Source organism: Roseovarius sp. (assembly GCF_048262375.1).
Classification (GTDB): domain Bacteria; phylum Pseudomonadota; class Alphaproteobacteria; order Rhodobacterales; family Rhodobacteraceae; genus Roseovarius.
Genome location: NZ_JBLXFE010000028.1, coordinates 19,327 through 29,199 on the forward strand (window position 1 = coordinate 19,327; position 9,873 = coordinate 29,199).

19 protein-coding genes are annotated in these 9,873 nt (G+C 58.6%); all 19 read right to left on the bottom strand.

Features of this window, described 5'->3' with window-relative positions; all coding sequences use genetic code 11:
- Positions 1-11: 11 nt before the first annotated feature.
- Positions 12-317, bottom strand: coding sequence for a 30S ribosomal protein S14 (rpsN, locus tag ACN0SW_RS18325; protein WP_417729377.1), 306 nt, complete (start codon positions 315-317; stop codon positions 12-14).
- A 19-nt stretch (positions 318-336) separates the two neighbouring features.
- Positions 337-900, bottom strand: coding sequence for a 50S ribosomal protein L5 (rplE, locus tag ACN0SW_RS18330; RefSeq protein WP_417729378.1), 564 nt, complete (start codon positions 898-900; stop codon positions 337-339).
- Positions 893-1,204, bottom strand: coding sequence for a 50S ribosomal protein L24 (rplX, locus tag ACN0SW_RS18335; RefSeq protein ID WP_417729379.1), 312 nt, complete (start codon positions 1,202-1,204; stop codon positions 893-895). The genes rplE and rplX overlap by 8 nt, the downstream gene beginning before the upstream one ends.
- A gap of 1 nt (position 1,205) precedes the next feature.
- Positions 1,206-1,574: a 50S ribosomal protein L14 gene (gene rplN / locus ACN0SW_RS18340; protein ID WP_008281882.1), complete on the bottom strand. Its 369-nt coding sequence runs from the start codon at positions 1,572-1,574 to the stop codon at positions 1,206-1,208.
- Between the two features lie 78 nt (positions 1,575-1,652).
- Complete coding sequence (gene rpsQ, locus ACN0SW_RS18345) at positions 1,653-1,883, bottom strand: 30S ribosomal protein S17 (protein WP_417729380.1); 231 nt, start codon at positions 1,881-1,883, stop codon at positions 1,653-1,655.
- A 12-nt stretch (positions 1,884-1,895) separates the two neighbouring features.
- Positions 1,896-2,096 (bottom strand): 50S ribosomal protein L29, encoded by a 201-nt coding sequence (rpmC, locus tag ACN0SW_RS18350; RefSeq protein ID WP_417729381.1) that lies wholly within the window; start codon positions 2,094-2,096, stop codon positions 1,896-1,898.
- A gap of 571 nt (positions 2,097-2,667) precedes the next feature.
- Positions 2,668-2,874: a cold-shock protein gene (locus ACN0SW_RS18355; protein WP_009817513.1), complete on the bottom strand. Its 207-nt coding sequence runs from the start codon at positions 2,872-2,874 to the stop codon at positions 2,668-2,670.
- 212 nt (positions 2,875-3,086) lie between these two features.
- Positions 3,087-3,707, bottom strand: a complete 621-nt coding sequence (locus tag ACN0SW_RS18360; protein WP_417729382.1) for a 2OG-Fe(II) oxygenase family protein — start codon at positions 3,705-3,707, stop codon at positions 3,087-3,089.
- Positions 3,708-3,817: 110 nt separating this feature from the next.
- Positions 3,818-4,231 carry a 50S ribosomal protein L16 gene (gene rplP / locus ACN0SW_RS18365; RefSeq protein ID WP_009817510.1) on the bottom strand — a complete coding sequence of 138 codons (414 nt, stop codon included), beginning with the start codon at positions 4,229-4,231 and terminating at the stop codon, positions 3,818-3,820.
- A gap of 13 nt (positions 4,232-4,244) precedes the next feature.
- The gene (rpsC, locus tag ACN0SW_RS18370) at positions 4,245-4,952 is read right to left on the bottom strand and encodes a 30S ribosomal protein S3 (RefSeq protein ID WP_008281875.1); all 708 of its coding nucleotides are present in this window, start codon (positions 4,950-4,952) and stop codon (positions 4,245-4,247) included.
- Positions 4,952-5,332 (bottom strand): 50S ribosomal protein L22, encoded by a 381-nt coding sequence (rplV, locus tag ACN0SW_RS18375; protein ID WP_417729383.1) that lies wholly within the window; start codon positions 5,330-5,332, stop codon positions 4,952-4,954. Before rplV ends, rpsC begins: the two co-directional genes overlap by 1 nt.
- Positions 5,333-5,335: 3 nt before the next feature.
- Complete coding sequence (gene rpsS / locus ACN0SW_RS18380; protein ID WP_008281873.1) at positions 5,336-5,614, bottom strand: 30S ribosomal protein S19; 279 nt, start codon at positions 5,612-5,614, stop codon at positions 5,336-5,338.
- Between the two features lie 3 nt (positions 5,615-5,617).
- A complete protein-coding gene (gene rplB / locus ACN0SW_RS18385) occupies positions 5,618-6,460 on the bottom strand; it encodes a 50S ribosomal protein L2 (RefSeq protein ID WP_417729384.1) in 843 nt (280 codons plus the stop codon).
- Between the two features lie 215 nt (positions 6,461-6,675).
- The gene (locus tag ACN0SW_RS18390) at positions 6,676-7,476 is read right to left on the bottom strand and encodes a CatB-related O-acetyltransferase (protein ID WP_417729385.1); all 801 of its coding nucleotides are present in this window, start codon (positions 7,474-7,476) and stop codon (positions 6,676-6,678) included.
- Between the two features lie 167 nt (positions 7,477-7,643).
- On the bottom strand, positions 7,644-7,940 hold the full coding sequence (locus ACN0SW_RS18395) for a 50S ribosomal protein L23 (RefSeq protein WP_009817504.1): 297 nt from the start codon (positions 7,938-7,940) through the stop codon (positions 7,644-7,646).
- Positions 7,937-8,554 (bottom strand): 50S ribosomal protein L4, encoded by a 618-nt coding sequence (rplD, locus tag ACN0SW_RS18400; RefSeq protein WP_009817503.1) that lies wholly within the window; start codon positions 8,552-8,554, stop codon positions 7,937-7,939. The genes ACN0SW_RS18395 and rplD overlap by 4 nt, the downstream gene beginning before the upstream one ends.
- Positions 8,551-9,393 (bottom strand): 50S ribosomal protein L3, encoded by an 843-nt coding sequence (gene rplC / locus ACN0SW_RS18405; protein ID WP_417729386.1) that lies wholly within the window; start codon positions 9,391-9,393, stop codon positions 8,551-8,553. Before rplC ends, rplD begins: the two co-directional genes overlap by 4 nt.
- 12 nt (positions 9,394-9,405) lie before the next feature.
- Positions 9,406-9,714 (bottom strand): 30S ribosomal protein S10, encoded by a 309-nt coding sequence (gene rpsJ / locus ACN0SW_RS18410; RefSeq protein WP_008281867.1) that lies wholly within the window; start codon positions 9,712-9,714, stop codon positions 9,406-9,408.
- Positions 9,715-9,796: 82 nt separating this feature from the next.
- On the bottom strand, positions 9,797-9,873 hold a 77-nt coding region (locus ACN0SW_RS18415; protein WP_219435318.1), incomplete at its 5' end, for a hypothetical protein.

Below are 9,873 nucleotides of genomic sequence, written 5' to 3' on the forward strand. Positions count from 1 at the left end.
CTCTGACCTCCTCACCAGCTCGATTTCACGACGCCGGGCAGCTGACCAGCCGAGCCAAGCTCGCGCAGCATAATCCGGGACACTTTGAGTTTGCGGTAATACGCATGCGGACGACCCGTGAGCTGGCACCGGTTGTGCAGCCGTGTGGCCGAACTGTTGCGCGGCAGTTCAGCAAGCTTGAGGGACGCGCGGAAACGCTCTTCCATCGGCTTGCTCTGGTCGTTGATGATCACCTTCAGCGCGGCGCGTTTCTTGGCGAAACGATCCACCAGAATCTGGCGCTTCTTTTCGCGCTCGATCATTGCTTTCTTAGCCATAAATCTATCCTCCCCCGGCTCAGCTGTTGAAGGGCATGTTGAAATGCTTCAACAGCGCCTTGGCTTCAGCGTCGGTCTTCGCCGTGGTTGCGATGACGATGTCCATCCCCCAAACTTCGTCGACCTTGTCGAAGTTGATCTCGGGGAAAATGATATGCTCCTTGATGCCCATGGCATAGTTGCCACGCCCATCGAACGACTTTCCGGACACACCGCGGAAGTCGCGGATACGCGGCATTGCGATAGTGATCAGACGGTCAAGGAAATCATACATGCGGTCGCCGCGCAGCGTGACCTTGGTCCCCAAGGGCATGTCTTCGCGAACACGGAAACCAGCGATGGAATTGCGTGCCGTGGTGACGACAGCGCGCTGACCAGCGATCGTGCTCAGATCTTCCTGAGCCGACTTCGCCTTTTTCGAGTCACGCACAGCTTCGGCGCCACAGCCGATGTTGAGCACGATCTTTTCCAGACGCGGGATCTGCATGTCGTTCTTATAGCCGAACTCTTCTTTCAGAGCAGGCTTGATGACCTCACGGAAATGACCCTTGAGGCGCGGGGTATAGGCTGCGGTATCAAGCATCGATCACGTCCCCCGTGGTCTTGGCAAAGCGAACTTTCTTGTCGCCTTCAATCTTGAACCCGACGCGGGTCGGTTTGCCGTTCTTGTCGACAATCGCCAGATTGCTCAGATCGATCGGCATCGCCTTGGGGATGCGACCGCCTTGGCTGGTCTGGCTCTGACGGGTGTGGCGGATGGCCATGTTGACGCCCTCAACCACGGCCTTGCCGGATTTCGGGTCAACACTGGTGATCGTGCCTTTTTGGCCCTTGTCCTTGCCGGACAGAACGACCACGTTGTCACCTTTTTTCAGTTTGGCAGCCATCTTACAGCACCTCCGGGGCGAGCGAGATGATTTTCATGAAGTTCTTGGCCCGCAGCTCGCGCACGACCGGCCCGAAGATACGGGTCCCAACCGGCTCACCTGCGTTGTTCAGGATCACGGCGGCGTTGCGGTCAAACCGAATAGCGGTGCCGTCTTCACGACGAACTTCCTTGGCGGTGCGAACGACGACGGCCTTGCGGACGTCCCCTTTCTTGACACGGCCACGGGGGATGGCTTCCTTGACCGAGACGACAATGATGTCGCCCACGGATGCGTATCTACGCTTGGAACCACCCAAGACCTTGATGCACTGAACTCGGCGCGCGCCAGAGTTGTCAGCAACATCCAGGTTGGTCTGCATCTGGATCATTTGGTTTCTCCCGACCTATGGGGGGCGATGCAATGCCTGATCCCCAGGGTTTCGATTAATGCCGAAAGGCGCTGAGGCTTAAGCCTGCAGCACCTCCCAACGTTTCGTCTTGGATTTGGGCGCGCATTCGATAATCCGAACGGCATCGCCCACTTTGAACGTGTTGTTCTCATCGTGAGCCCGGTATTTCTTGGACTTACGGATGGTTTTCTGAAGCACGGGGTGCTTGAAACGGCGCTCGACCGAAACGGTCACGGTCTGGGCGTTGGCATCAGAGGTGACGACGCCTTGAAGAATACGTTTGGGCATATCTCAGGCTCCTTACTCTGCTGCCGCGTTGGCTTTTTCGTTCAGAATGGTCTTGACGCGCGCGGCAGCGCGGCGTGCAATACGCATCTGAGCGGGATTTTCCAGTTGGCCCGTGGCCGCCCGAAAACGCAGGTTGAACTGCTGCTTTTTCAGGTTGGTGAGTTCTTCCCGGAGCTGGTCCGGGGTCTTGTCACGCAGTTCCTTGGCGTTCATCGCCTTTTCCTTTCTCAAAACACCGGATAGCCCCTGACGGTTCGCTCAGGGTAACCATGAACCCGGTGGATGAATTGCAAATACCCGAATCCCCAGACAGGCCGGGGCTCGTGGATTGGAGCTCTATACGGGAGGCGGTCTCAGAGGGCAAGCGAAACCTCTGAGAATCTTCGCAAGTTGGAAACAACCTGCAGACAACCCCAATGGAGAAATTGGGTAATTTGACATTTCCCGTCGAATCATCTATGCTGTGCGACCGGATTTAAGAATTTAAGTAAAAACAACCCAAATGGATTATATCTATCCAGAAATTATTGTCAATCGAGAAAGGGGATATTTTTGAAATTATGTAAAAGCACCGAGTTAGATGAGATAAGCGAAGTCCGTAAAAAGTATGACTGGCAGGAGCATCTAGCTATCTACGGTTCATATTTTGGCATGGAACATGGCCCCGAGAATATAGAGTTTATAGAGGCCCTGAATGTTGGGGGGCCTATATAGCCAATGCACGTCACCCAAAACAGAAACGGCCCCGGATTTCTCCGAGGCCGCTCCCATCAGATCAGATCGCTTATGCGAGCTGGAGGTTCGACGCGCTCTCACGGCCGTCACGGCCGGATTCGATGTCGAAGGTCACTTTCTGATTGTCAGCAAGGCCGGTCAGGCCCGCACGCTCAATTGCGCTGACATGAACGAAAACGTCCTTGCCGCCATTGTCGGGTGCGATAAAGCCGAAGCCTTTAGTGGAATTGTACCATTTCACGGTGCCGTTGGCCATCGTGTCGTCTCCTGAAAAATACTGCCCGCGTAAGTGCGGCAGTCGCGGCGTGGTCGGTCTGGATCGAGGTACTGACAGCCGGTTTAGAGGAGACAGATGATCGAAATAGAATAACGTAAGCTCCCTGCATATGGTCGAAACCACGTCAATTTACAAGGACAAAACATAAATTACTGATTTTTTTTGGAAAATTCCGCCCCTTTTTCGGCGGATCAGCCCCAGGAATAGTTGAAACTAACGCTGATCCGGTCCTCTTCGGACATATTCATCGGCACCTCATGGCGCAGCCATGATTCCCACAGCAGGACATCACCCACCACCGGTTTGGCATAGATGAAGGTCCGCAACTCCTCCCGTGCGTCCTTGCGGCGCACCGGAGAGGCCATCATCCGGGCAGAGCGCGGGTCTTCCAGTTTAAGCGCACTCGTGCCAGCGGGCATCGCAACATAGGTCGTGCCGGAAATCACCGAATGCGGATGGATATGGCTTGCATGCATCCCGCCTTCGGGCAGGATGTTGATCCAGATATCCTCCAGCTTCAGCTCTTTGCCATCCAGATCAAATTCCAGATCCTCGGCAAAGGCCGCGACATGCGCATCCAGAACCTTGACCAGATCCGCAAAGATCGGGAACCGCCACGGCAGATCGCTGAGCGACGCATAAGAGGTATAGCCGGGATAGCCGTTCTCGTCACACCACTCCTGCCCGGCCTCGTCATCCTCGGCAATGGAATAACACGACGCCTCCAATTCCTTGGTGTCGATGGCGGGGACGTGCTCGCTGAGGGCGGCACGATAGAGGCGGGTCACAAAGAGTGAGTCGATATTTGGCATGACCTGCTCATAGCGCAGCCCGCAGGCCTAGGCGAGAGGCTGCAACAAAAAACCCCCGCGCGATCTCTCGCACGGGGGCAATCTCTAGGCTGGGTTTTACCCCGCCGCCCTTACCAGTCCTCGCGGACCACGACGCGGGTCTTGATCGGCAACTTCATTGCCGCCAGACGCAGCGCCTCAAAGGCGATCTCTTCGCTCACACCGTCGATCTCGAACATCACCCGGCCCGGCTTGACCCGGCAGGCCCAGTAATCCACCGAACCCTTACCTTTACCCATCCGAACCTCGGTGGGCTTGGAGGAAACCGGCGTATCCGGGAAAATCCGGATCCAGACACGGCCCTGACGTTTCATGTGACGCGTCATGGCACGACGAGCGGCCTCGATCTGACGTGCCGTGATACGCTCAGGCTGCGTAGCCTTGAGACCGAAAGTGCCAAAATTCAGATCAGAGCCGCCTTTGGCCTCGCCCTTGATCCGGCCTTTGTGCATCTTGCGGAATTTGGTGCGCTTTGGTTGAAGCATCTTTCATTCCTCCTTAACGGCGGCCGCCGGCGCCACGGGGCGCGGGACCATCCTGGAGTTCCTGGGCCTTGCGGTCACGGGCACCTGGATCGTGCTCCATAATCTCACCCTTGAAGATCCAGACCTTGATACCGATGATCCCATAGGCCGTTGTGGCCTCAACAGGAGCATAGTCGATATCCGCACGCAGCGTGTGGAGCGGAACCCGGCCCTCACGATACCATTCAGTCCGCGCGATCTCTGCGCCGCCAAGACGGCCCGAGACGTTCACCCGGATACCCAAGGCACCCATGCGCATTGCGTTCTGCACGGCACGCTTCATTGCGCGACGGAAGGACACACGGCGCTCAAGCTGCTGTGCGATGCTCTCACCCACAAGGGCAGCATCCAGCTCGGGCTTGCGAACTTCGACGATATTGAGGTGCAATTCGCTCGCGGTCATCGCCGCCAGCTTCTTGCGCAGACCCTCGATATCGGCGCCTTTCTTGCCGATGATCACGCCCGGACGTGCGGTGTGGATCGTAACGCGGCACTTCTTGTGCGGACGCTCGATGATCACACGGCTGATCCCGGCTTGCTTGCACTCTTCGCCGATGAACTTGCGCATCGCAAGATCTTCGAGCAGCAGATTGCCATAGTCCTTGGTGTCGGCATACCAGCGGCTGTCCCAGGTGCGGTTCACCTGAAGGCGCATGCCAATCGGATTGACTTTGTTACCCATTAGGCTTGCTCCTCAATTTCACGCACCTTGATCGTCAGCTCTGAGAACGGCTTTTTCAGCGCGCCAAAGCGACCACGGGCACGCGGACGGCCACGCTTCATCACAAGGTTCTTGCCGACATAAGCCTCTGCCACAACCAGACCATCCACATCGAGATTGTGGTTGTTCTCGGCATTGGCGATCGCGGACTGCAGGCACTTCTTGACGTCCTGCGCGATGCGCTTGTTCGAGAAGGTCAGATCAGTCAACGCCTTGTCGACCTTCTTGCCACGGATCATCGCGGCAACGAGGTTGAGCTTCTGCGGGCTGGTACGAAGCATGCGCAGCTTGGCCATTGCTTCATTGTCTGCCACGCGGCGGGGGTTCTTTTCCTTGCCCATGACTTACTTCCGCTTCGCTTTTTTGTCGGCGGCATGACCGTAATAGGTCCGGGTCGGTGAATACTCACCGAACTTTTGACCAATCATGTCTTCGCTGACGTTGACAGGGATATGCTTGTGGCCGTTGTAGACGCCAAACGTGAGACCCACGAATTGCGGCAGGATCGTCGAACGACGCGACCAGATCTTGATAACTTCATTGCGCCCCGACTCGCGCGCTGCCTCTGCCTTTTTCAAGACATAGGCATCGACGAAGGGGCCTTTCCATACAGAACGTGCCATGTGTTAGCGGCCCTTCTTCTTGGCGTGACGCGAGCGCACGATGAGATCCTGCGACGCCTTGTTCTTGTTGCGGGTGCGCGCGCCCTTGGTGGGTTTACCCCAAGGCGTAACCGGGTGACGACCACCCGAGGTGCGACCCTCACCACCACCATGGGGGTGATCGATCGGGTTCATCACGACACCACGCACAGACGGGCGGATGCCCTTGTGGCGCATGCGACCGGCCTTGCCGTAGTTCTGGTTGCTGTTGTCAGGGTTGCTGACGGCACCAACGGTGGCCATGCATTCCTGACGCACCAGACGCAGTTCGCCCGAGCTCAGACGGATCTGAGCATAGCCGCCATCACGGCCCACGAATTGCGCATAGGTGCCAGCGGCGCGTGCAATCTGCCCGCCCTTGCCAGCTTTCAGCTCGATGTTGTGAATGATCGTACCGATGGGCATGCCCGAGAACGGCATCGCGTTACCCGGCTTGATGTCGGCCTTGGCCGAGGCAATAACCTTGTCCCCGATCGCCAGACGCTGCGGCGCCAGGATATAGGCCTGTTCCCCATCTTCGTATTTGATCAGCGCGATGAACGCGGTACGGTTCGGGTCATATTCGATCCGTTCAACCGTTGCCGAGATATCGAACTTGGTCCGCTTGAAATCGACGATGCGATAGAGGCGTTTTGCCCCGCCGCCTTTGCGACGCATCGTGATCCGTCCGGTATTGTTCCGGCCGCCATGCTTGGTCAAACCCTCAGTAAGGGATTTGACCGGGCGTCCTTTCCACAGCTCCGAACGGTCGATCAGCACCAGCCCACGCTGGCCCGGCGTCGTCGGCTTATACGACTTAAGTGCCATGCTTTCTGTCTTCCGTTTGCTATTGACGTGAACCACCTAAATGGTCCCGCCTGTGTTGTAGCCCCCCATGATGGGTGACCAAGGTATGAGGCCCCGTAGGTCCTCGGCTAGAATTGCTCTTGCGAACAATAGCGAAGCCCCGGACGAATCCGGGGCCTTGCGGATGGGGTCTGATAGGGGAGGTCGCGTTTGCGGTCAAGGGGTTTGACCAAGAATTAAAGGGCAAAGCGCCGCCCGCACCTGTGGCATGCCGGCCCCACTCCGGGATCCCAGGCCGCGCCGCCCTCCGCCGCCGCCCGCGACAAGAGCTGCCGCGCCGTGAGCCGTGTCTCCGCCAGCACTGGCACCGCCCCGGCCATCGCCTCGGCTTGCTCCAGAAAGGCACCGATGTCCCTCGGATCGACCGCATCCCATGCCACCAAGGGCCAGTGCCACCACTCCGACGCCAAGAGCCGCTCAATGGTCGGCGCATCAAAGCGCCACCTGACCAGCCGCGCTGGAACCCCCGCCACAATCGCATAGGGCGGCACATCGCGCGTCACCACCGCGCGCGCCGCGATCACCGCCCCGGTCCCGATGGAAATGCCGTGCGCCAACAGCACGTCATCCCCGATCCACACATCCTCGCCGATCTCAACCGGCCCGCCCACATCCTCAAACTCGGGAAACTCCGACCGCGCTGCCCCCCAAGACCGCGCGCGCCTCGGGCGATAAAACCCGGGGCTGGATGAGGCCCAATCCACCGGATGCCGATTGCCCATCACCGAAACCCGAGCCCCGATAGAACAATAGCGCCCGATCCGCGTCACCGGCCCGAAAAAGCTCTGCGCATAGCTATAGGCTCCCAACGGCATGAAACGTCCCGGCAGATGCTGGCTGCACGCCTCAAACCCGGCGTCCTCGCCCTCTACCGCAACCCGTCCCCGCAGCTTGGGAAAGAACCGCACCGATACGCGCGCCTGCAACCAGTCAGCCGCCGCCGCATCCACCGTCATCGCCTTGTCCCGCCGCGTCATCGTCCGTCCTGAGTGATGGATCTCGTGGGCCTTGGCCCCGCCCCCTCTGTCCTAGGATTTCCCGTGCCACAGCGCAACAAAAAGCCTCGATCAAAGAAAACCCCGCCCACCTTTCGGCGGCCGGGGTTCACATCTCAATCCGTAGGGTGGGGGTTACCCCACCACGATCACAGACCCGTGGTCACGTCGATCGTGTTGCCTTCGGCCAGCGTCACATAGGCTTTCTTGACGTCATTCCGACGGCCAAGCTGACCCCGGAAACGCTTTTGCTTGCCCTTGGTGATCGTGGTGTTCACAGCTTTTACCTTCACCCCAAAGAGCGCCTCAACGGCCTCTTTGATCTGGGGTTTGTTGGCGTCCATGTGGACCTCGAACACCACAGCCCCATTCTCAGAGGCCATAGTGGCCTTCTCAGTGATGATCGGCTTGCGGATCACATCGTAATGTTCAGGTTTCGCGCTCATTTCAGACGAGCCTCCAGTGCTTCGACACCCGCCTTGGTCAGCACGAGCGTATCGCGCTTGAGGATGTCATAGACGTTTGCGCCCATCGACGGCAGCACATCGAGACCTTCGATATTGGCTGCGGCACGGGCGAACTCTGCATTCACCTGTGCGCCATCGATGACCAGCGCGCGCTTCCAGCCGAGGTTCTTGACCTGCTTGGCCAACTCACCCGTCTTGCCGTTCGACGATGCCACGTCGATGATCACAAGCTCACCCGCCTTGGCCTTGGCCGAGAGCGCGTGCTTGAGACCAAGCGCACGGACCTTCTTGGGCAGGTCATGCGCGTGGCTGCGGGGCGTCGGGCCCTTGTAAATACCACCGTGGCGGAAGATCGGCGCGTTCTTGTCACCGTGGCGTGCGCCGCCGGTGCCCTTCTGGCGATAGATCTTCTTGGTGGAATAGCTGGTTTCCGACCGGGTCTTGACCTTGTGCGTGCCAGCTTGCGCCTTGTTGCGCTGCCAGCGGACGACGCGGTGCAGAATGTCCGCGCGCGGCTCCAGGCCGAAGATGTCTTCGCCCAGATCGACCGAGCCGGCCGTGCCGCCGTCCAGTTTGATCACGTCGAGTTTCATTCCTCGCCTTCCTTCTTCTCGGCCTGAATGCTGGCCTCAGCCTCTTTCAGAGCAGCTTCTTCAGCAGCGGCGGCCTCTTCAGCAGCAGCCTTTGCTGCGGCTTCTGCCTCAGCAGCGGCGGCAGCAGCAGCAGCCTCGGCAGCTTTCGCAGCCTCTTCCGCAGCAGACCGCAGACCAGCGGGCAGAATGGCATTCTCAGGGAACGGCTTTTTGACCGCATCCTTGATTGTGACCCAGCCACCTTTCGATCCCGGAACAGCGCCCTTGATCATGATCAGACCCCGGTCCGCGTCGGTCTTGACGACCTGCAGGTTCTGCGTGGTGACACGCACGGCACCCATGTGTCCGGCCATTTTCTTGCCTTTGAACACCTTGCCCGGATCCTGACACTGACCTGTAGAGCCGTGCGAGCGGTGGCTGATCGACACACCATGGCTGGCCCGCAGACCGCCAAAGTTGTGGCGCTTCATCGCACCGGCAAAGCCCTTACCGATCGAAGTGCCCGAGACATCCACGAACTGACCTTCAAAGTAATGGTCAGCGGTGATTTCCTCGCCCACATTGATCATGTTTTCAGGCGCAACGCGGAATTCCGCAACCTTGCGCTTGGGTTCGACCTTGGCCGCGGCAAAGTGACCGCGCATGGCCTGCGTTGTCCGCTTGGCCTTGGCAGTGCCTGCCCCCAGTTGCACGGCCGTGTAGCCGTCCTTCTCAGGGGTGCGCTGTGCCACCACCTGAAGTTTGTCCAATTGGAGAACGGTCACAGGAATCTGCTTTCCGTCTTCCATGAAAAGCCGGGTCATGCCGACTTTTTTCGCGATCACACCAGAGCGCAACATCTTTTGCTCTCCTTAAACCGAAATCTGCACGTCAACGCCGGCGGCGAGGTCGAGCTTCATCAGCGCGTCCACCGTCTGCGGTGTGGGATCAACGATGTCCAAAAGACGCTTATGCGTCCGGATCTCGAATTGATCACGGGATTTCTTGTTCACGTGCGGGCTACGCAGAACGGTGAACTTTTCGATCTTGTTCGGCAGCGGGATCGGCCCACGCACTTGGGCACCGGTCCGTTTGGCGGTGTTTACGATTTCCTGCGTGCTGGCATCCAGCACACGGTAATCAAACGCCTTGAGCCGAATGCGAATATTTTGGCTTTGCATTTGTCTTAGCCTTTCGCGGCATTGGAGTTGATAGGAGGAAGGCCGGACCACCCGGCCTCCCTCGTCGAACCCTTAAAGGTTGTTACTCGATGATTTTCGACACGACGCCGGCGCCGACGGTGCGGCCACCTTCGCGGATGGCGAAACGCAGGCCGTCTT

What these genes read in the sequence shown, in the direction of transcription:
- rpsN (WP_417729377.1), bottom strand. Translation starts at nt 317, where the DNA reads ATGGCTAAGAAAGCAATGATCGAGCGCGAAAAGAAGCGCCAGATTCTG.
- rplE (WP_417729378.1), bottom strand. Translation starts at nt 900, where the DNA reads ATGCTTGATACCGCAGCCTATACCCCGCGCCTCAAGGGTCATTTCCGT.
- rplX (WP_417729379.1), bottom strand. Translation starts at nt 1,204, where the DNA reads ATGGCTGCCAAACTGAAAAAAGGTGACAACGTGGTCGTTCTGTCCGGC.
- rplN (WP_008281882.1), bottom strand. Translation starts at nt 1,574, where the DNA reads ATGATCCAGATGCAGACCAACCTGGATGTTGCTGACAACTCTGGCGCG.
- rpsQ (WP_417729380.1), bottom strand. Translation starts at nt 1,883, where the DNA reads ATGCCCAAACGTATTCTTCAAGGCGTCGTCACCTCTGATGCCAACGCC.
- rpmC (WP_417729381.1), bottom strand. Translation starts at nt 2,096, where the DNA reads ATGAACGCCAAGGAACTGCGTGACAAGACCCCGGACCAGCTCCGGGAA.
- ACN0SW_RS18355 (WP_009817513.1), bottom strand. Translation starts at nt 2,874, where the DNA reads ATGGCCAACGGCACCGTGAAATGGTACAATTCCACTAAAGGCTTCGGC.
- ACN0SW_RS18360 (WP_417729382.1), bottom strand. Translation starts at nt 3,707, where the DNA reads ATGCCAAATATCGACTCACTCTTTGTGACCCGCCTCTATCGTGCCGCC.
- rplP (WP_009817510.1), bottom strand. Translation starts at nt 4,231, where the DNA reads ATGCTTCAACCAAAGCGCACCAAATTCCGCAAGATGCACAAAGGCCGG.
- rpsC (WP_008281875.1), bottom strand. Translation starts at nt 4,952, where the DNA reads ATGGGTAACAAAGTCAATCCGATTGGCATGCGCCTTCAGGTGAACCGC.
- rplV (WP_417729383.1), bottom strand. Translation starts at nt 5,332, where the DNA reads ATGGGCAAGGAAAAGAACCCCCGCCGCGTGGCAGACAATGAAGCAATG.
- rpsS (WP_008281873.1), bottom strand. Translation starts at nt 5,614, where the DNA reads ATGGCACGTTCTGTATGGAAAGGCCCCTTCGTCGATGCCTATGTCTTG.
- rplB (WP_417729384.1), bottom strand. Translation starts at nt 6,460, where the DNA reads ATGGCACTTAAGTCGTATAAGCCGACGACGCCGGGCCAGCGTGGGCTG.
- ACN0SW_RS18390 (WP_417729385.1), bottom strand. Translation starts at nt 7,476, where the DNA reads ATGACGCGGCGGGACAAGGCGATGACGGTGGATGCGGCGGCGGCTGAC.
- ACN0SW_RS18395 (WP_009817504.1), bottom strand. Translation starts at nt 7,940, where the DNA reads ATGAGCGCGAAACCTGAACATTACGATGTGATCCGCAAGCCGATCATC.
- rplD (WP_009817503.1), bottom strand. Translation starts at nt 8,554, where the DNA reads ATGAAACTCGACGTGATCAAACTGGACGGCGGCACGGCCGGCTCGGTC.
- rplC (WP_417729386.1), bottom strand. Translation starts at nt 9,393, where the DNA reads ATGTTGCGCTCTGGTGTGATCGCGAAAAAAGTCGGCATGACCCGGCTT.
- rpsJ (WP_008281867.1), bottom strand. Translation starts at nt 9,714, where the DNA reads ATGCAAAGCCAAAATATTCGCATTCGGCTCAAGGCGTTTGATTACCGT.